This window comes from Rhizobium sp. L1K21 (assembly GCF_024055895.1).
GTDB lineage: Bacteria > Pseudomonadota > Alphaproteobacteria > Rhizobiales > Rhizobiaceae > Ensifer_A.
On the sequence record NZ_JAMXLE010000002.1, the window covers coordinates 364869 to 384597 of the forward strand.

General features: G+C 56.8%; 19 protein-coding genes. 10 read left to right on the forward strand and 9 right to left on the reverse strand.

What is annotated here, in order from left to right:
* Positions 1 to 81: 81 nt before the first annotated feature.
* The 3 genes from pheT to NHF56_RS14285 all read left to right on the forward strand — a co-directional run bounded on the left by pheT (position 82) and on the right by NHF56_RS14285 (position 3970).
* Complete coding sequence (pheT, locus tag NHF56_RS14275) at positions 82 to 2511, forward strand: phenylalanine--tRNA ligase subunit beta (protein WP_252805645.1); 2430 nt, start codon at positions 82 to 84, stop codon at positions 2509 to 2511.
* Positions 2512 to 2586: 75 nt separating this feature from the next.
* Positions 2587 to 3150 (forward strand): cysteine hydrolase family protein, encoded by a 564-nt coding sequence (locus NHF56_RS14280; RefSeq protein ID WP_252805647.1) that lies wholly within the window; start codon positions 2587 to 2589, stop codon positions 3148 to 3150.
* An 88-nt stretch (positions 3151 to 3238) separates the two neighbouring features.
* Positions 3239 to 3970, forward strand: a complete 732-nt coding sequence (locus tag NHF56_RS14285; protein WP_252805648.1) for a DUF1003 domain-containing protein — start codon at positions 3239 to 3241, stop codon at positions 3968 to 3970.
* On the opposite strand, the gene ubiB is transcribed toward NHF56_RS14285, so the two are convergent.
* Both ubiB and ubiE read right to left on the reverse strand, forming a co-directional pair.
* Positions 3962 to 5539, reverse strand: coding sequence for a 2-polyprenylphenol 6-hydroxylase (gene ubiB, locus NHF56_RS14290; RefSeq protein ID WP_252805650.1), 1578 nt, complete (start codon positions 5537 to 5539; stop codon positions 3962 to 3964). The two genes, NHF56_RS14285 and ubiB, sit on opposite strands and share 9 nt — an antisense overlap.
* Positions 5540 to 5543: 4 nt before the next feature.
* On the reverse strand, positions 5544 to 6320 hold the full coding sequence (gene ubiE, locus NHF56_RS14295; RefSeq protein WP_252805651.1) for a bifunctional demethylmenaquinone methyltransferase/2-methoxy-6-polyprenyl-1,4-benzoquinol methylase UbiE: 777 nt from the start codon (positions 6318 to 6320) through the stop codon (positions 5544 to 5546).
* A 136-nt stretch (positions 6321 to 6456) separates the two neighbouring features.
* Here ubiE and mutM point away from each other — a divergent pair, with 136 nt between their 5' ends.
* From mutM to dnaA, 3 genes are all read left to right on the forward strand, one after another.
* Complete coding sequence (gene mutM / locus NHF56_RS14300) at positions 6457 to 7347, forward strand: bifunctional DNA-formamidopyrimidine glycosylase/DNA-(apurinic or apyrimidinic site) lyase (RefSeq protein WP_252805653.1); 891 nt, start codon at positions 6457 to 6459, stop codon at positions 7345 to 7347.
* 219 nt (positions 7348 to 7566) lie between these two features.
* Entirely contained in the window at positions 7567 to 7827 is a 261-nt protein-coding gene (rpsT, locus tag NHF56_RS14305; protein ID WP_252805654.1) for a 30S ribosomal protein S20, read from the forward strand.
* A gap of 901 nt (positions 7828 to 8728) precedes the next feature.
* Positions 8729 to 10279 (forward strand): chromosomal replication initiator protein DnaA, encoded by a 1551-nt coding sequence (gene dnaA, locus NHF56_RS14310; RefSeq protein WP_252805656.1) that lies wholly within the window; start codon positions 8729 to 8731, stop codon positions 10277 to 10279.
* Between the two features lie 143 nt (positions 10280 to 10422).
* Here dnaA and hemW read toward each other — a convergent pair whose 3' ends face one another.
* The 4 genes from hemW to rph are packed head-to-tail and all read right to left on the reverse strand — an operon-like array spanning position 10423 to position 13408.
* A complete protein-coding gene (gene hemW / locus NHF56_RS14315) occupies positions 10423 to 11604 on the reverse strand; it encodes a radical SAM family heme chaperone HemW (protein ID WP_252805658.1) in 1182 nt (393 codons plus the stop codon).
* Positions 11605 to 11607: 3 nt separating this feature from the next.
* Positions 11608 to 12255, reverse strand: a complete 648-nt coding sequence (rdgB, locus tag NHF56_RS14320) for an RdgB/HAM1 family non-canonical purine NTP pyrophosphatase (protein WP_252805660.1) — start codon at positions 12253 to 12255, stop codon at positions 11608 to 11610.
* The gene (locus NHF56_RS14325; protein ID WP_252805662.1) at positions 12239 to 12667 is read right to left on the reverse strand and encodes a VOC family protein; all 429 of its coding nucleotides are present in this window, start codon (positions 12665 to 12667) and stop codon (positions 12239 to 12241) included. Before NHF56_RS14325 ends, rdgB begins: the two co-directional genes overlap by 17 nt.
* A gap of 21 nt (positions 12668 to 12688) precedes the next feature.
* Entirely contained in the window at positions 12689 to 13408 is a 720-nt protein-coding gene (gene rph, locus NHF56_RS14330) for a ribonuclease PH (protein WP_252805664.1), read from the reverse strand.
* Between the two features lie 147 nt (positions 13409 to 13555).
* Here rph and hrcA point away from each other — a divergent pair, with 147 nt between their 5' ends.
* Positions 13556 to 14638, forward strand: coding sequence for a heat-inducible transcriptional repressor HrcA (gene hrcA / locus NHF56_RS14335; protein WP_252805666.1), 1083 nt, complete (start codon positions 13556 to 13558; stop codon positions 14636 to 14638).
* 131 nt (positions 14639 to 14769) lie between these two features.
* Positions 14770 to 15414 (forward strand): nucleotide exchange factor GrpE, encoded by a 645-nt coding sequence (gene grpE, locus NHF56_RS14340; RefSeq protein WP_252805668.1) that lies wholly within the window; start codon positions 14770 to 14772, stop codon positions 15412 to 15414.
* Between the two features lie 308 nt (positions 15415 to 15722).
* Here the strand turns inward: grpE and NHF56_RS14345 are convergent, their stop codons facing one another.
* The gene (locus tag NHF56_RS14345; RefSeq protein WP_252805671.1) at positions 15723 to 16508 is read right to left on the reverse strand and encodes a cytochrome c family protein; all 786 of its coding nucleotides are present in this window, start codon (positions 16506 to 16508) and stop codon (positions 15723 to 15725) included.
* Positions 16509 to 16659: 151 nt separating this feature from the next.
* Between NHF56_RS14345 and NHF56_RS14350 the strand changes: the two genes are divergently transcribed.
* Positions 16660 to 17421 carry a 3-deoxy-manno-octulosonate cytidylyltransferase gene (locus tag NHF56_RS14350; protein WP_252805673.1) on the forward strand — a complete coding sequence of 254 codons (762 nt, stop codon included), beginning with the start codon at positions 16660 to 16662 and terminating at the stop codon, positions 17419 to 17421.
* A 12-nt stretch (positions 17422 to 17433) separates the two neighbouring features.
* On the forward strand, positions 17434 to 18294 hold the full coding sequence (locus NHF56_RS14355) for a prephenate dehydratase (protein WP_252805674.1): 861 nt from the start codon (positions 17434 to 17436) through the stop codon (positions 18292 to 18294).
* A gap of 3 nt (positions 18295 to 18297) precedes the next feature.
* Here the strand turns inward: NHF56_RS14355 and nudC are convergent, their stop codons facing one another.
* Together nudC and NHF56_RS14365 are read right to left on the reverse strand one after the other, a co-directional pair.
* Positions 18298 to 19257, reverse strand: a complete 960-nt coding sequence (nudC, locus tag NHF56_RS14360; RefSeq protein WP_252805676.1) for an NAD(+) diphosphatase — start codon at positions 19255 to 19257, stop codon at positions 18298 to 18300.
* On the reverse strand, positions 19254 to 19664 hold the full coding sequence (locus tag NHF56_RS14365; RefSeq protein WP_252805678.1) for an HIT domain-containing protein: 411 nt from the start codon (positions 19662 to 19664) through the stop codon (positions 19254 to 19256). The genes nudC and NHF56_RS14365 overlap by 4 nt, the downstream gene beginning before the upstream one ends.
* Positions 19665 to 19729: the final 65 nt, after the last annotated feature.

Sequence of the window (19729 nt, forward strand, 5' to 3'; positions counted from 1 at the left end):
AAGGCATGCGGCTTTAACCTTTTAGCGCTCTAGGACGAAATTAGGCCACATTTCCGCCGGCCAATTGGGATTAGAAAGACAATGAAATTCACACTCTCCTGGCTCAAGGATCATCTTGATACCGATGCCACTCTGGACGAAATCTGCGAACGCCTGACGGCTATTGGCCTTGAGGTCGAAGATGTTGACGACCGTGCAGCCTATGCGCCTTTTGTGATTGCCAAGATTGTCTCTGCGGTTCCACATCCGGAAGCCGACCGGCTGAAGGTGCTGTCTGTCGATCAGGGCGACGGCAAGCCTTTGCAGGTGATCTGTGGTGCGCCGAATGCGCGCGCGGGTCTGGTGGGCGCCTTTGCGCCGGCCAATACCTATATTCCGGGTCTAGACATCACCATTTCCGTCGGCAAAATCCGTGGGCAGGAGAGCCATGGCATGATGTGCTCTGAAAAGGAGCTCAACATTTCCGACAATCACGATGGCATTATCGATCTGCCGGAAGATGCGCCGATCGGCACGAGCTTTGCTGCCTATGCAGGACTGAATGATCCCGTCATAGAGATCAACCTGACGCCGAACCGGCCCGATTGCGCCGGCGTATATGGTATCGCGCGCGATCTGGCGGCTTCCGGCCTCGGCACGTTGAAGACAGCGGCGGCACCATCGTTCAAGGAAGACGGCAAAACGACGCCGACCGTGACGCTCGACTTTGCAGAAGAGGACAAATATCTCTGCCCCGGTTTCGCGCTACGGCTGGTGAAGGGCGTGAAAAACGGTGCGAGCCCGGTTTGGATGCAGAAGCGCCTGAATGCGATTGGCCTCCGTCCCATCAATGCGCTGGTGGATATGACCAACTACCTGACCTTCGATCAGGGCCGCCCGCTGCACGTGTTCGATGCTGCCAAGGTAAAGGGCAATCTCGTTGTTCGCCGCGCCAAGGACGGTGAGACCGTTCTGGCGCTTGATGAGCGGGAATATAAGCTGAACCCGTCCAATGTGGTGATTGCCGACGACAATGGTGTCGAATCCATCGGCGGCATCATGGGCGGCGAGCATTCCGGTTGTGACGAAAACACCGTTGATGTGCTGATCGAGTCTGCTCTCTGGGACCTGATGAACATTGCCAAATCCGGCCGCAGCCACGGCATTATCACCGATGCGCGCTACCGTTTCGAGCGCGGCGTTGACCCGGAATACATGGTCCCCGGCCTCAACCGCGCAACCGAGCTGGTGCTGGACATGTGCGGTGGCACGCCGGCAGAAATCTCTGTCACCGGATATGATGGCTACACGGCCAAAGTTATCGATTTCCCGGTGTCCGAGGTCAAACGTCTGACCGGATTGGATATTCCCGCCTCGGAAAGCCGCACAATCCTTGAAAGGCTCGGCTTTGACGTAGAAGGCTCAGGGGACGTTCTGAAGGTTTCTGTCCCTTCCTGGCGACCAGATATCGAAGGCAAGGCTGATCTGGTGGAAGAGGTGCTGCGCATCCATGGCGTGGACAAGGTCGTCGCGACCCCGCTTCCGAGCATGGGGGCAGTCAACGGCAAGGTTCTGACCACGCTTCAGATCCGCACCCGTTCGGCAAAGCGGGCGCTGGCAGCCCGCGGCATGATGGAGGCCGTCACATGGTCGTTCATTCCCGCCGAGCAGGCCGCTCTTTTTGGAGGTGGTGCGCCTGAACTGAAGCTCGAGAACCCGATTGCAGCCGATATGTCGGACATGCGCCCATCGCTGCTGCCAGGCCTTCTTACCGGCGCACAGCGCAATGCAGACCGTGGCTATGGTGATGTGGCGATCTTCGAGGTCTCGGGGACCTATGAAGGCGATACGCCGGACCAGCAGCGCCGCGTTGCCGGTGGTGTCCGTCGAGGTACGGCCACGCTGGCAGGCGCTGGCCGCATGTGGTCAAACGGCAAGACCGGCGGCGGTCAGCCTGTCGGCGTTTATGACGCCAAGGCCGATGCTCTGGCTGTTCTGGAAGCCTGCGGCATGCCGATGGCCAATGTGCAGATCGAAAATGGTGGACCTGAATGGTTCCATCCTGGCCGCTCCGGCACCATCAAGATGGGACCGAAGATCGTGCTTGGCTATTTCGGTGAGTTTCACCCCAAGGTTCTTGATGCATTGGACGTCTCCGGCGCGCTTTGCGGCTTTGAAGTTTTCATCGACGCCATGCCCGAGCCGAAGAAAAAAGCCACGCGCACCAAGCCTGTTCTGGCACTTTCACAGTTCCAGGCCGTCAAGCGCGACTATGCTTTCGTGGTCGACAAGACAGTGGAAGCCGGTGCGGTTCTGCGGGCGGCGTCGAGCGCTGACAGAAAACTCATTACTAATGTCAATGTCTTCGATATTTTCGAAGGCGCATCGCTGGGTGAGAACAAGAAATCCGTTGCTATCGAAGTGATGATCCAGCCTATGGAAAAAACGCTGACAGACGACGATTTTGAGGCGCTGACAGGTCGAATCGTTGCGAATGTCGAGAAGTCGACAGGCGGGACACTGCGCGGATAGAGCCTCGGGCGATAGTCACACGTTCGTCGCAACCTTTTGATAGGCGGGATAAAACCCGCCTATTTTTTTGGAAAAATGCCAGTCCTTATTGTCATCGATATGCTGAATGGTTTTCTGGCTCAATGGGAGCCGGAGCAGCGCTCGAAATTGATCGAGAATACCAATCGTCTGGTGCGGCATTTTCGTTCCTGCGGCTGGCCGGTGATCTGGATTCGGCAGGAGTTCGAAGCCGATCTTTCAGACGCGTTTCTGGAGATGCGCGACAGAAATATAGTTGCCAATATAAAAGGCACGCGAGAGGTCGAAATCGCCGAGGGGCTTGATATCGACGTTGGCGACATCGTCATCGTCAAGAAACGCTACAGCGCATTTTTTGGCACTGATCTGGACATCATTTTGAAAGAACTGAATGCAGGGGAGATCGTTCTTTGCGGGATCAATACCCATGCCTGTGTGCGAATGACCGCCATTGACGCCTACCAGCGCGACTATCAGGTGATACTTGCCCGAGAAGCAACAGGCTCCTACGACGACGAGCATGCAGCCGTCACGCTGCGCTATCTCGACGGCAAGATTGTCCGCGTCTTGTCTGTTGCGGAAATAACCGCCGCGCAAAACGCGCCAATATCATTTCGATAGGTTACCCACTCATCTCACTAAAAGTATTTCTGGACGCGCGCTCATCTGCTTGGCTAAGCATGCGTGAATGTGGATCAGGAGACCCGTGATGTCTGTGCTACCGAAGGGTAAGGCGAAACATGTTTGCGGTGTATGCGGCGAGAGCTTTCCGGCCAAGGACGGCGTGCCTGCGGCCAGCATCAGCCCGCAGATTGCCGAAATGCTGGACCGGGACACACCCAACTGGCGTCAATCGGACTTTGTCTGTCGTAGGGATCTCGCGGCTGCCCGCCGGCACTATCTTGAAGATCTGATCCGCCGCGAACGAGGTGAATTGACCGATCTCGACCGTGAAGTGGTCGATGCGATGGTCAATCACGCGGTAATCTCCGACGACGCGGAGGAAGAATATTCGGAGAATGCGACCTTTGGCGAATGGTTGGCAGACAAGGTGGCGACCTTTGGCGGGAGCTGGACCTTCATCATTGCGTTTGCCTTGGTGCTGGCCGTTTGGATGGGCTTCAATGTTTCAGCGCTTTTTGCCGCCGATCGTTTCGACCCCTATCCCTTTATTCTCCTCAATCTGGCGCTTTCCTGCCTGGCTGCCATCCAGGCACCTCTGATCATGATGAGCCAGAAGCGACAGGAATCAAAGGACCGGCAACGTGCACAGAATGATTATCAGATCAACCTGAAGGCCGAGCTGGAAATCCGCCAGCTACACGAAAAGCTCGACCACATGTTGATGCGCCAATGGGAACGGCTGACAGAGATCCAGGAGGTTTTGCTGGAGCAGCTGGAGGATGCCGGGGCGAAAGACAAACGGCCTCGGCTAGATTGACAGGCGCCAGGCTATGTAGACGGAGGCGGCTGCAATCACCCAGAGCGCGACCCGACCCCAGCGTGTGTGATGCGCTTCGGCCTTTCCGATGGCCTGAGCGGTCTCCGGGTCGAAGCGCAGGCCCTTCTCGCTCATATCCATCAGTTCGGCGTGCAGTTTTTCCGTTTGTGCGGCAATCTCGGGCAAGGCTTCGGCAAGCCGAACGGCACCCTTGAGGCCGGCCTGAATGTCGGTTGCGATGCGCCTTGGACCCAGATTCATGCGTATCCAGCCCGCGACCACCGGCTCTGAAGCCTTCCACATGTTGAAATTGGGGTTCAGCGTGCGGGCGACACCTTCCACGACGACCATGGTTTTTTGAAGCATCAGGAGTTCGGGGCGTGTTTCCATGTCGAAAAGCTCGGTCACTTCGAAGAGCAGCGTCAACAGTTTCGCCATGGAGATGGTCTCCGCCGGTTGCCCGTGGATCGGTTCGCCGATGGCTCGAATGGCCTGCGCAAAGCTGTCCACGTCGTGATAGGCCGGCACATAACCCGCCTCGAAATGCACTTCGGCAACACGGCGATAATCACGCGTGATGAAGCCATAGAGAATTTCGGCGAGGAAGCGGCGCTCCTTCTTGTTCAGACGACCGGTGATCCCGAGATCGACAGCCACGATCAGTCCATTGCCATCGACGAACAGATTGCCCTGGTGCATATCGGCGTGGAAGAAGCCGTCACGCAACGTGTGCCGCAGAAACGATTGGATCAAGGTGTCGGCCAGCGCGTGAAGGTCGTGACCGGCGGCCCGCAGGCCCTCGATATCCGACATTTTGACGCCATCGATCCATTCCATGGTGACAACGTCGCGGCCGGTTCTTTCCCAATCGACTGCCGGCACGCGGAAGCCCGGATCATCCTTGGTGTTTTCGGCCAACTCGGAAATGGCGGCAGCCTCGAGGCGCAAATCCATTTCAATGCGGGTCGTCTGCTCCAGCGTGCGCGTCACCTCCACCGGCTTCAAGCGGCGGGCATTCGGCATAAACCGTTCCTGCAATCGCGAAACCAGATACATGGCTTCAAGATCATGAACGAAGCGCTTTCGCACACCGGGACGAATGACCTTCAGAGCAACCTTCTTGAGCGCACCATCTTCGACAATCTCTGCGGGATGGACCTGCGCGACCGAGGCGGCGGCGATAGGGTTATAGATATGCGCAAAAAGCTCTTCCGGCGGACGCCCCAGTGATTCCCGGATACGGGCTTCGGTCTCGCTCATTGGAAATGTTGCCATGCGATCCTGCAAGAGCGAAAGATCAGCGGCGAATTCAGGCCCGACAACATCCGGGCGTGTGGCCAAAAACTGACCCATCTTCACGTAGGAAGGGCCGAGGCGCTCCACTGCGCGTGCCAGCCGGTCAGAACGGGCCTCGCCCTTGGCGCGGCGGCGGGCAAAGAGGCCGGCCAAGCTCTTCGCTGCGCGAACCGGCAACGGCAGACCTTCTGACGGCAAGGCCGAAATGACCCCTTCACGCGCCAAAACCCAACCGACCCGGATAATCCGGCCATATGCGCCAATCGTGCTCATAGGATCAGAGTTTCCAGCCGGAATGCAGGGCAGCAATGCCGCCAGTGTAATTGGAGAAATTCACGCGCGAGAAGCCTGCTTTTGTGATCATGGCTGCGAAGTCTCGCTGATTGGGGAATTTGCGGATGGATTCCACGAGATATTGATAGGGTTCGGCCTCGCCAGTGATTGCTTTGCCGAATTGTGGAATCGCCTTGAAGGACCATTGATCGTAAAATTTATCGAGCAGCGGCATTTCGACATCTGAAAACTCCAGAACGAGAATGCGTCCGCCACGCTTGAGCACGCGGTAAGCTTCCTTCAGCGCCACATCGATATGCGGTACGTTGCGAATGCCAAACGCGATTGTATAGGCATCGAAAGAATTGTCTTCGAAGGGCAGGCTCTCGGCATTGGCCTCTACGAAGTCGAGGTTATCGGAGAGTCCCATTTTCGCTGCCCGCTCCTCGCCGACGCCGAGCATGGAGCCGTTGATATCGAGAACGGTGACATGGGCGTTTTTGCCGGATGCTTCGACAATACGAAAAGCGATATCGCCGGTGCCACCGGCAACATCAAGCGTACGATAATCCGATGACTTACGCGGGCCAAGCGCGGCCACCATAGCGTCTTTCCAAACCCGGTGCAGGCCTGCGGACATGACATCGTTCATGATGTCGTAGCGCTTGGCGACCTTGTGAAAGACCTCGTTGACGAGCCCCTGCTTTTCGCCATCCTGCACCTGGCGAAAACCATAGGATGTTTCCATGCCACCGTCTGCTGTGGTGCGGGCCTCAGTCATTTAAAAACTCCACTCGAATTCGTCCGCTACGACCATAGCGCAACACAAAGGTTCGCGCTATTCAGGTTGCCTGCGTCATTTCATGCCGCCGTCTATAAACCAGATTGCCCAGGGTTCAAACAGGAGATCGCACAAGGTGCCGGAACTGCCCGAAGTGGAAACCGTCAAACGTGGCCTTGCGCCGTCCATGGAGGAGGCAAACATCCTGCGCCTGGAATTGCGTCGGCCGGATTTGCGCTTTCCGTTTCCTGAAGATTTTTCAGCCGCTCTGGAAGGCCGCCGCATTGAGGCGCTGGCACGCCGCGCCAAATACCTGCTCATACACATTGAGGGTGGCCTGACGGTGATTGCCCATCTTGGCATGTCCGGCTCCTACCGGATTGAAGAGGGCGATACCGCGGAGGCACCGGTCGTGTTTCACCATCCGCGCTCAAAAGATGAAAAACACGACCACGTCATCTTTCATCTGGAGAAGGACGGCCAAAGGCGGCGGGTGATCTATAACGACCCGCGCCGGTTCGGCTTTATGTTGATGGCGGACACTGCCCGGCTTGCTGATCACCCGTTTTTGATGAACCTTGGTCCGGAGCCTACGGGAAACAGTCTTTCTGCAGAGCATTTGGCAGCCGTCTTTGCAGGCAAGAAACAACCCTTGAAGTCCGCCCTGCTCGATCAGGCCAACATTGCGGGTCTCGGCAATATCTATGTCTGTGAGGCGCTCTATCGCTCCAGATTGTCGCCAAAGAGAATGGCTGGCACATTGGTGACGAAAGCCGGAAAGCCCTCAGCGCGCCTGCCGCTGCTGGCAGAAGCCATCAGGGAGGTGATTGCCGAGGCCATACAAGCGGGAGGCTCCAGCTTGAAAGACCATATTCAGACCGATGGCTCACTCGGCTATTTCCAGCATCGCTTTTCCGTTTATGATCGGGAGGGGGAACCATGCCGGACCGAAGGATGCGGACAGTCGCTGAAACGCATTGTTCAGGCGGGACGTTCGACATTCTATTGTCCGAAATGTCAGAAATAGAGACCGCAGGCGGATTTCCCGCAAAACCGCAGCAAAAAGCACCTCAGAGTCCAATTTGCGCGTTGACTGCTGCTCTCTTTCCGGTTATACGCCGCCCACATTAAAGAGAAACCGCGTCAAGCGGCATTTCTGGAAAGCTCCCAAACAGCTTCGACGTAACATCGCATAGGGTTTGTGCGGCGGGGTTGGGTTTGGTTCGAATTTGCAAGAGAGGCACAAATGGCCAATACAGCTTCGGCGAAGAAAGCGACCCGCAAGATCGCACGCCGCACCGCAGTCAACAAGGCACGCCGTTCGCGCGTCCGCGGCTTCGTTCGCAAGGTTGAAGAAGCGATTGCTTCCGGCGACAAGTCCGCAGCACAGGAAGCCCTGCGCAATGCTCAGCCCGAGCTGATGCGTGCTGCCGGCAAGGGCGTGATGCATGCCAACACGGCATCGCGCAAGGTATCGCGTCTGGCGAGCCGCGTTAAGGCTCTTTGAGCCTAACGTACATTCCGAAATTTTTGCCTTTTTGTTGAGCCTGGCGTCGCGCCGGGCTTTTCAGATTCACCCGCTAGCGGATTTCTGCTCGTTAATTCAACACGTTCACATTTCCTCCGCAGGAGGTTTTTGCTCTGTCATCTGGCGAAAAAAACGCCGCACAAATTGACGCTTTTGCGACACGAAAAAATCTTTCTTTTCAATGCCTTATTCAAGGTAATCGGAAAACATCCAAGTTCACTGTGGGTGAGTTCATAAGAACAGTGAGTCAAGCCGAAATTTTTTATTTTTTGTTTTTTGGCCTTTCGGAGAAGTCCGATTTTGAATCCCATTGATTCATAAGCGATTCTTCACAGGCGCTTTTCGATGGATTCAAATCGGCTCTCAGAGTCAATGGCCGATGGTTAAAAATGGCTGAAAATCCGGATTGAAATTTCGGTTCGATCCTGCCTTAATAACTTCAACAAAGGGGCTGGGGACAGTCTGGGAAATCTCCTTCCCGATCATAAAATCCAGCGGGGCTTTCCCGGGATTTCGAGCCTTTGTTGCGGTCCGGTTCCGGGCTGCTTTTCAAACTTGGTAAGGTCAAGTGACGGGCTGTTTTTCGAGCAGCACGATGCGGAGATTATTGCCTGAAACGTGGCTTAGGAAAAGAGGCAAGGCGGGGACAGAGACGATAAAGAAAACCGGCAAAGCGGACCAATAACGAGGGGTCCGCATTTATTGAAGCGGCGGCAACCGGACTTAATGAAAAATGAGGATTGAACGGCCAGATCGAGTGGGGACTTGCGATCTGAGTGCTGGCGGTTTGATGTTTTTCGGTTGAGCTGCATCTTTATGACAAAAATGAGAGGCATGTTCTGCGATCCGTCGCGGAAGCCTTCAAAAAACAAGAGGCGGCATGATGCGTTTGCAGGCACTAACAAATAATGAGCAGGTTCAGAAAGCGGCGGCAGAGCTGGACGTGCAAAAAGGGCAGTCGGGGGAAAACGAGGACATGAATCACAATGAGCTTTTCGAGCGCTTCAGTGCCCGCTTGAAAGCAAAGGTCGGTCAGGACGTATATGCCAGCTGGTTTGGCCGCCTGAAGCTTCATTCTGTATCAAAGAGTGTTGTGCGACTGACTGTCCCGACCACGTTTCTGAAGTCCTGGATCAACAACCGTTACCTCGACCTGATCACGTCTCTTTTTCAGGAAGAAAACAAGGAAATCTTGAAGGTGGAGATCCTTGTGCGCAGCGCAATGCGCAGTTCTTCCGTCAAACAGGACGCCCACGAAGCGAGCGATCGCAGCCCTGTTGAAGGTGCACAGCAGGCGGCTCCCAAGCGCCATCATGCACAGCCGATTTCGCAGGCCGCATTAAGTGCTGTTTCCAGCACAGGCCGCACGGCTTCGTCCGCATCGCCGCTGTTCGGTTCGCCGCTTGATGGCCGCTACACGTTTGATAGCTTCGTGGAAGGCTCATCGAACCGCGTTGCTCTGGCGGCAGCAAAAACAATCGCGGAGGCCGGTTCAGGCGCAGTGCGCTTCAACCCGCTTTTCATCCATTCCAGCGTCGGGCTTGGCAAGACGCACCTTCTGCAGGCCATTGCCTCTGCGGCCATTCAAAGCCCGCGTAACCCACGCGTTGTTTATCTGACGGCGGAATATTTCATGTGGCGTTTTGCAACGGCAATTCGTGACAATGATGCGCTGTCGCTGAAAGAGTCGCTGCGCAATATCGACCTTCTGGTGATTGACGACATGCAGTTCCTTCAGGGTAAATCGATCCAGAACGAATTCTGCCATCTGTTGAACTCTTTGCTCGACAGCGCAAAGCAGGTGGTGGTGGCCGCTGACCGCGCGCCCTGGGAGCTGGAATCGCTCGACCCGCGCGTCCGCTCACGTTTGCAGGGCGGTGTGGCCATTGAGATGGAAGGCCCGGACCTTGAAATGCGGCTTGAGATCCTCAAGCGCCGTCTGGAAACGGCACGTCAAGAAGATCCATCCCTCGATATTGAAGAAGACGTGCTCACCCATGTGGCACGCACCGTGACCGCTAGCGGTCGTGAGCTGGAAGGCGCATTCAATCAGCTTCTCTTCCGTCGTTCGTTTGAGCCTGATCTTTCGATCGAGCGGGTGGATGAGCTTCTGGCCCATCTGGTTGGCGCTGGTGAGCCGCGCCGCGTGCGCATTGAAGATATCCAGCGCGTCGTGGCCCGTCATTACAATGTATCGCGTCAGGAACTCGTTTCCAATCGGCGCACACGCGTGATCGTCAAGCCGCGCCAGATTGCCATGTATCTTTCGAAGACGCTGACGCCGCGTTCCTTCCCTGAAATCGGGCGTCGTTTCGGCGGTCGCGACCATACGACTGTGCTGCATGCCGTTCGCAAGATTGAGGAGCTGATCACTGCCGATCAGAAGCTCAATCACGAAATCGAACTGCTGAAGCGCCTGATCAACGAATAAACTAGGCGGACCAGGGGCCGACAGAAATGTCGGCCCTTTCTTTTTCCGTCTGACATTGCAGGCGGAGATCAAACGACGCGTTCATCGCGTTGGTGACCCAAAGGCACCGTTGTCTGAATGAAGCGTCTGCGCCAAAGACGCGATTAACAGGCCAGATCGGCAACGACGGAATCGAGTATCAGCATGCCAGCCGGGGTGCAGCGCAAGCGCGAGTTGCCGAGCCGCTCTATAAAACCGTATTCCAACAAGGCTTCTTCGCGTTTCGGATCGGGCGAACGGCCCGAGAGCGCCTGCCATCTGGCGAGATCGACGCCCTCGCGCAGTCTAAGCCCCATCAGCAGCAATTCGTCGGCCTGCTCTTCGTGATCCAAAAACTCTTCGTCGCGGATGCCGTGGCCTTTGCTTTCAACCAGATCGAGCCAGGTTTCGGGGTGGCGCTCTGTTGCTGTTGCGATCTTCGCGCTGCCTTTGGTCAGCCGGCCATGTGCGCCGGGGCCGATGCCCGCATAATCGCCATAGCGCCAGTAAGTGAGATTGTGGCGGCTTTCGGCACCCGGACGGGCGTGATTGGACACTTCATAGGCCGGCAGCCCAAAACGCGCTGTAATTTCCTGCGTCGCCTCATAGAGATGCGCCGACTGGTCTCCATCGGGAACAATAAGCTTACCCGCCTTGTGGAGTGCAAAGAAGGGTGTGCCCTCCTCGATCGTCAGTTGATAGAGTGAGAGATGGTCCACGGCGAGATCAATTGCCTGGGCAAGCTCGGCCTCCCAGGCCTCGACTGTCTGTCCTGGGCGGGCATAGATCAGATCGAATGACATGCGCGGAAAGATTTCGCGCGCCAGTTTGATCGCACGAAGCGCATCGGCCACATCGTGCAGACGGCCGAGAAATTTCAGGTCCCTGTCATTGAGCGCCTGCACGCCCATCGAGACCCGGTTGACGCCTGCTGCCCGGTATCCGCGGAAGCGCTCGGCCTCCACGCTGGAGGGATTGGCCTCCATGGTGATTTCAATACCGTCCGGCATATGCCAATAGTCTGCGATGCCGTTGAGGATCGCTTCAACGGTTGCCGGCTCCATCAGAGACGGCGTGCCACCGCCAATGAAGACTGAGGTGACCGTGCGCGGACCACTCACCTCGCGCATCGTCTTCATCTCCTGCAAGAACGCCGAGATAAAGCGCGGCTGATCAACCGGCTGATGGCGAACGTGGCTGTTGAAATCGCAATAGGGGCATTTGGCCGCGCAAAACGGCCAGTGCAGATAGACACCGAAGCCCGGCTCACCGGTGTCGGGCTGGATCAACGGTGTCACATTGGGCATCAATCAGGCCTCGAGACCGGTTTCGACAAAAAGCTTGAAGGCACGGGCGCGGTGAGACAGGGCCTCCGCGTCGCCCGGCTTCCATCCGTGCTTTTCGTCGGACGTCATTTCACCGAAGGTCCGCGCATGCCCCTTTGGCTGGAAAATGGGGTCGTAGCCAAAACCGGCCGTGCCACGCGGCGGCCATACGATTTCGCCTTCCACTTCACCGCGGAAGGTTTCCGTGTGGCCATCCGGCCAGGCCATACAAAGCACAGAGACGAAGCGCGCGGTTCGCGCTTCTGGCGTCGTCGCGCCCTTTTCCTGCAGCGCCTTTTCCACCTTCTCCATGGCCATGGCAAAGTCGCGCGTGCCATCGCCCGTTTCTGCCCAGTCAGCCGTATAAACGCCGGGGGCCCCATTGAGCGCGTCGATCGCAATGCCCGAATCGTCGGAAAGAGCGGGCATTCCCGATGCCTTCGCGGAAGCCAATGCCTTGATCATGGCGTTTTCCTCGAAGGTTGTGCCGGTTTCTTCCGGTGTCTCGAAGTTCAGTTCGGCAGCCGATTTTCCCTCGAAGCCAAGAGGCCCGATCAACTCGTTGATCTCGCGGATCTTGCCCGCATTGTGGCTCGCCACAATAATGGTTTTGGTTTCAAGCTTGCGTGTCATCTATACCCCATAGAGCCGGTTCAGCGCATTCCAGGCTGTTGCCCGCCGGATCGCGGAAATAAATCGACCGAGCTCCGTTCGGCCAGCAGAAATCGGCCTCAATTTCAACGTCCGCAGCAACGAGTTTGGCACGGATCGCCTCGATGTTTTCCCTTGCGACGCGAAAGCAGGCATGGCCCTGGCCGGTCGTGCCGTGGGCTGGCACGGGAAAGTTCGTCTTGACCGATTCACTGCGCGTGGCATCCGCATTGAATACAAGGAGAATACCAGGGCCACAGCGGAAGAACACATGCCGTCCCTCCGCCTTGGTAACCACTTCGAGGCCCAAAAGCCCGCCATAGAAGGCTTCGGCAGCCTCGAGATCGTGCACATAGAGCGCTGTCTCCAGGATGCCCTCAATCGGTAATGGCATCTTGCGTCCCTTCGCCCTTGCTCAGCCCTCGATGGTCTTCTTCTGCATGGCAACCAGGTCGGCGATACCGGCTTTGGCAAGCCCCATCAAGGTGGCGAACTGATCTTCGCTGAAGGGCTGGCCTTCGGCGGTGCCCTGAATTTCGACAATGCCTCCCGAGCCGGTCATGACGAAATTGGCGTCCGTCTCGGCAGAGGAATCTTCCAGATAATCCAAGTCCAGAACGGGCTGGTCTGCAAAGATGCCGCAGGAAATGGCCGCGACATGGTCCTTGAGGACGCGATCGACCTTGATCATGCCGCGCTGCTCCATCCAGGACAGGCAGTCGCGCAGGGCAATCCAGGCTCCCGTGATGGAGGCGGTTCGCGTGCCGCCGTCGGCCTGAATGACATCACAATCAATGGTGATCTGGCGCTCGCCGAGCGCTTCCAGATCGACGACAGCGCGCAACGAGCGGCCAATGAGACGCTGGATTTCCTGCGTGCGGCCGCTCTGCTTGCCACTGGCGGCTTCACGGCGCATACGATCACCGGTGGCACGCGGCAACATTCCGTATTCTGCCGTGACCCAGCCCTTGCCGGAATTGCGCAGCCACGGTGGCGTCTTTTCCTCAAGACTTGCCGTGCAAAGAACGTGTGTGTCGCCAAACTTGACGAGACATGAACCCTCTGCATGTTTGGAAAAGTTGCGCTCGAAGGAAACGGCGCGCATCTGATCGGTTTTTCGTCCCGATGGCCTCATGAAATCACCTCTTTCAGTTTAAAGCGCGTCTTAGACCCTTAAGGCTGGTTTGCAAAGGATCAGCGCCAGAAAAACATTTGCGCAGCGGCTACAGGTTACTATATTTCAAGGTGACGGTTTTCAAAAAGGCGAGGACAAGCAAGCCGAATGGTGATCAGAACGCCATCTGGAAACAATATCGACATGTTGGACGAGCGTTCGCGCGAAGTGTTCAGATTGCTGGTGGACAGCTATCTGCAAAGCGGCGAACCGCTCGGTTCGCGCAATCTTTCCCGCCTGCTCCCAATGTCGCTCTCGCCTGCCTCCGTTCGCAATGTCATGAGCGATCTGGAGGGGTTGGGGCTTATCTATTCGCCGCACACAAGTGCAGCCCGCCTGCCGACCCAGCAGGGGCTGCGGTTTTTCGTTGACGCCTTCATGCAGATCGGCGACCTGCCTGCCGACCAGCGCAATGAAATCGAACGCCAATTCGGCGCTACAAATCGTGACCATTCCATCGAAACCATGCTGAACGATGCCAGCCAGATGTTATCCGGCATGTCACGCGGCGCGGGACTGGTTATCGCGACGAAAAGCGATACCACGCTTCGACATGTGGAGTTCATTCGACTGGATTCAACGAAGGCGCTGGCCGTGCTGGTGGGCGATCACGACCAGGTGGAAAACCGCATTATCGAGCTGCCAGCAGGCGTGACCAGTTCCCAACTGACGGAGGCCGCCAATTTTCTGAATGCCCACCTCTCAGGCCACACATTGCCGGAGGTGCGCGGCGAGATTGACAAGATCCGGCAAACCATCCGCGTCGAACTCGACACGCTCTCGCGCGACCTCGTGGAACGTGGTCTCGCCGTTTGGGCAGGCTCGACGGATGAGGACCGGGCAGCGCGACTGATCGTGCGCGGCCGCTCAAACCTGATCGACAGTTTCGAAGATGCCGCCGACCTTGAGCGCCTGCGCCTCCTGTTCGACGATCTCGAAAAGAAGGAAAGTCTGATCGATATTCTTGATCTGGCCGAAGATGGCCAAGGCGTTCGGATTTTCATAGGTTCGGAAAACAAGCTGTTTTCGCTTTCCGGATCGTCGCTGATCGTTGCACCCTATCGTGATGGCGATGAACGGATCATCGGAGCTGTGGGCGTGATCGGGCCGACGCGGCTTAACTATTCCCGCATCGTGCCAATGGTCGACTATACCGCGCAATTGATGTCACGCATGGCCTCGTCCAGTTAGAGGCATTGCGCTCAATGAGGTTCATTCTGTTGGCCAAAAATATCGCCTTTGGGCTCGGTTGGCCTTGATTTTTCATCCCCAACACCTGATATCGGCGGCAAGTTCATCAAAGAATTCAAATGGAGTACGTCATGACCGACGAGACGAAGAAAAACGGACCTGACGAGAGCGAAATCAACGAGACTGTTGCAGAAGCGACTGAAACAGAGATTGAAAACGAGCAAGGGGACGCCGAGCCCGATGCGGCTGATCTATTGAAGCAGGAAAACGCCGAATTGAAGGATCGCTTCCTGCGGCTCGCGGCGGACATGGATAACCTGCGCCGCCGCACCGAGCGTGACGTGAAAGACGCAAAGTCCTATTCGATCGCCGGTTTTGCGCGCGATATGCTGGGCGTTTCCGACAACCTGCGGCGCGCTCTGGATGCCATTCCCGAAGAGGACAAGAGCGCCGGCAGCGCAGGCTTGAAAGCCTTGATCGAGGGGGTTGAGATGACCGAGCGCGCCATGCTTTCGGCGCTCGAACGCCACGGCGTCAAGAAGCTGGAGCCCGAAGGCCAGAAATTCGACCCCAACTTCCATCAGGCCATGTTTGAAATTCCAAATACGGACGTTCCCAACAACACGGTGCTGCAGGTGGTTCAGGCCGGCTACACGATTGGCGAACGCGTGCTGCGTCCTGCCATGGTGGGTGTTTCGAAGGGCGGACCGAAGGCCCAGGCCGAGGCACCCGTTGAGGCAGCTGCACAGTCGGAAGACAACAAGGGCGACGCCTGAAATTCATGATCCGGGCGGAGACTTTTATCCGCCCGTGGCTTTGCGGCAGGCGAGCCCGCGCCCCCTTGCCTCTCAACTCCATGTAATATGTGCCAAGCGGCAAGCCTTAAAACATGCGCACGCACGCAGTGTGGCGATGGTGAGTTGATCCGTTGCGTGAACAGCCATCATGCCCACTGTTCCTCGGCAGCAAGCGCGCCCAATCTTCTCTGTAGCCATTGGCTTTTGTGAAAACCCAACTTGCACTTGCACACAAAAAACCCGGCCTTGTGGGCCGGGTCTCGAAAATCGCAAATCCAATAATGTGATCAGTTGGACTTCGGCGCTGTCTCTTCCGCGTTCGAAGCAGGTGCCTCTTCAGTAGGCGCTGTGTTTTCTTCTGCAGGTGCTGCAGCAGGCTTTTCTTCAGCGGCCGGCTGTTGCTCGGTGGCCGACGCAGCAGCAGGTGCTTCAGCAGCAGGCTGTTCGGCGGCTGGTTCCTGACCGGCGGGTGCGGCAGCGCCTTCAGCAGCGGGTGCCTCTGCATCTGCAGCAGGTGCGGCAGCTTCAGGCTCCGGAAGCGGAACCGGGTTATCAGACAGGGTGCGCAGGTAGGCGATCAGGTCGGCGCGCTCGGCGTCCTTCTTCAAACCGGCAAAGCCCATCGCCGTGCCCGGAACGTAACCCTTCGGGCTCGTCAGGAAGTGGTTGAGGTGATCATATGTCCATTTTTCCTGGCCGCCGTTGGAAAACTCCTGCAGGGCGCTGGAATAGGAAAAACCTTCGTGGCTGGCGATCGGACGGTCAACAACGCCCCAAAGGTCGGGACCAACCTTGTTTGGCCCCCCCTTCTCGCCGCTATGACAGGCCTGACACTTCTTGAAGACGGTTTCGCCCTTGGACGCATCCGCACTGGCCAGCAGAACCGCAATCGGCGTTTCTACAGCGGCTTCCGGAGCAGCGCCTTCGCCACCATCTTCTGCAGCAACAATCTCGAAACCTGGCTTTTCCGGAGCCTCGGATGCAAAAATGCCCTCAGAAGCAATGGAAATGGTCATGAGCACAAAAATCACGCCGAGCAACGCGCCCAAAGCAGTATTCATTTTTGAGTTCATCTAGAAACTCTCCCCTGGAAGCGGCCGGGCGATCTAAATCCGGCGCATCTTGAAATCGCGCGGAACCTATGTCTTTTAGCGTGCCAACGCAACAGTGTATTAGGCCCTAATAGTGAGACCTTTTGACACTTTTCAATCCGGATTTAAAGTCTTGAACAAAAAGAACATCGATTTGGGCGAAACATTGGTGTTGATACCCGCCAGGATGGCTTCCACGCGGCTTCCCGGCAAGCCGTTGGCAGACATTTGCGGGTCCCCGATGATCGTGCAGGTGGCACGCCGTGCTGCCGAATCGCAGATGGGCCGCGTTGTGGTGGCTGTCGATGATGAGGCTGTGTTCAAGGTTGTCGAGGCGGCGGGCTTTGAGGTGGTGATGACAAGTGAGCATCATCAATCTGGTTCAGACCGTATCCACGAAGCCATGCTGAAATGCGATCCGGAGGGCAAGGCAAAGTACATCATCAATGTTCAGGGCGATTTGCCGACCATCGAAGCAGAGACAGTACAGGCAGCCTTGCGCCCGCTGGAGAATGCTGAGGTCGATATTGCCACCCTGACGGTGGAAATCACCGATGAAGAGGAAAAGCTCAATCCGTCCGTCGTGAAGATCGTCGGTTCGCCCCTCTCCGAAACGCGGTTGAAGGCGCTCTATTTCACCCGCGCAACTGCGCCCTGGGGCGAAGGACCGCTTTACCACCACATCGGCCTTTATGCGTATCGACGGGAAGCGCTCGAGCGGTTTGTGGCTTTGAAGCCCTCGATCCTGGAGCAGCGTGAGCGGCTTGAGCAGCTTCGCGCTCTGGAAGCGGGCATGCGCATCGACGCCGAAATCGTTCAAGCTGTGCCGCTTGGGGTCGACACCCCGGCCGACCTGGAAAAAGCCCGCGCCATCTTAAGCGCCCGCGGCAACTAAGAAAGCAGTATCATGAGAACCAGAACCAACCGCATTTCCTTCCAGGGCGAATTCGGCGCGAATTCCGATATGGCCTGCCGCGACGTCTATCCCGGCATGGAGCCGCTTCCATGCCAGACATTCGAGGATGCATTCAACGCGGTGGAAAGCGGTGCCGCCGATCTGGCCATGATACCGGTTGAAAATACTTTGGCTGGGCGCGTTGCCGATATTCACTACCTGCTGCCGGAATCGCGCCTTCACATCATCGGCGAGTATTTCATGCCGATCCGGTTTCAGTTGATGGTGTTGCCGGATGCACGGATGGAAGACATCAAAACGGTGCACAGCCACATTCACGCGCTTGGACAATGCCGCAAGATCGTGCGCAACAATGGCTGGAAAGCTGTTGTGGCCGGCGATACAGCGGGCGCTGCCAAACTCGTTTCCGAGAGCGGGGACAAATCCATGGCGGCGCTCGCCCCGCGGCTTGCTGCGGACCTTTACGGTCTTAAGATTCTGGCTGAGAATGTTGAGGATTCAGAGGCAAACGTCACACGCTTCCTCATTCTATCGCCCACGGAACGGTTCTGCGAGCGCGAACGCCCGGACGATCTCATCGTTACGACCTTCGTGTTCAACGTCCGCAATATTCCGGCCGCACTCTATAAGGCGATGGGCGGCTTTGCGACCAACGGCATCAACATGACGAAGCTCGAGAGCTACCAGATCGGCGGCAAGTTCGTGGCAACCCAGTTTTATGCCGATATTGAAGGCCATCCCGAAGACGCCAATGTGAAACGCGCACTTGAGGAACTGAAATTCTTCTCCGAGCAGGTGCGCATTTTAGGTGTCTATAAGGCACACCCCATGCGCCGACAGTTTGGCGCTTAAGACTTATTCCGGCCAATCCAGCCAGTCGCGCATCAAGCGATGGGCGATTGCGCCCTTGGGCGGGACAGACCCGGGCTCGCCTTGCGTGCGTTTGAGCATGTCTTCGGTCTCCTGCCTACTGAACCAGCGGCAGTCTGCCAATTCGTTGTTGTCGATTTCGATGTCCAGGCTCTTTGCCTTGGCGTAACAACCGATCATGAGGGAGTGCGGAACTGGCCAAGGCTGGGAGGCGTAAATGCGCACCTGACCTGTGGAGATGCCCGATTCCTCTTCTGTTTCGCGCCGAACAGCATTTTCAATTGTCTCACCGGGCTCCACGAAACCTGCCAGACATGAATACATGCCTTCGGGGAACTGATGGTTTCGTCCCAACAGGCAGCGGTCGTTTTCCTCGTCGATCACCAGCATGATGACAACGGGATCGGTGCGCGGAAAACTCATATGACTGCAGCTCGAGCAAACCCGCTTATAGCCACCGGCCTGCGGCTCCATTTTCTGCCCGCACTTGCCGCAGAACCGGTTGGTCAGCGCCCAGTGGACAAGCGAAAAGGCCTGTGCCGCCTCGCCGAGCATCGCGCCTTCCAGGATGTTTTCCCGGTAAACCGTGCGAGCGCTTGCCGCCTTGTAAAGTTGCGGCAGGCTTTCGGTGTCGATATTCACCGGCACCGCCAGTCGCGGATCGCCGTTTTCACGAAAGCCGAGGAGGATGGCATTGTCGGGATCGGGGTCGAGCGCCTTAAGTTCATAAGGCACGAAAAGCGGGTCAAGAACCTGACGGTCATGCTTGAAGATCATCTTCCCATTGGCAATTGCGTAGGCGAGAACGCCTTCTTTTGCGAATGCCTTTTCCAGGCAATCGTCGGCGCGGTTTTCGGAATCGCGGATCAGCGCGTTTTCGGAAAATGCAGTCAGGCTTGAAGGTTCGGGATGGGGGGATGTCAGGTCAAAAATCGAACGCGTCATGCATCAAGGGCTTTCAAAAGGGAATCGATGAGTTTTTCTTTTGCTGTTTTTTCATAGGCGACCGCCTTTTCAAAGCCCCACACGGGACCGGGCCAATTGGGATCATCCTCAAATCTTGCAACAACATGGACATGAAGCTGGCGGACGATATTGCCGATTGCCGCAACATTGATCTTCGTCGCACCCGTGGCCTGTTTCAGCGCCTTGCCGACGAGATCGGTCTCGAAGGTCAGCATGGTCTGATCAAGCGGCGTCAGATCGAACAATTCGCTGACGGCGGCGCGCTGCGGCACAAGGATCAGCCAGGGCCAGCGGCTATCGTTCATCAGCCGCAGTTCGCATAGGCCCAAACGCAATACGAGATCGGTGTCTCGATCCAGGCGCTCGTCCAGTTCAAATTCGCTCACTTGGCCCTCCTTGGTTTTTTGAAATCAAGCCTATCAGTTTTTTTTAGACTTGGCTTGCATTTGAT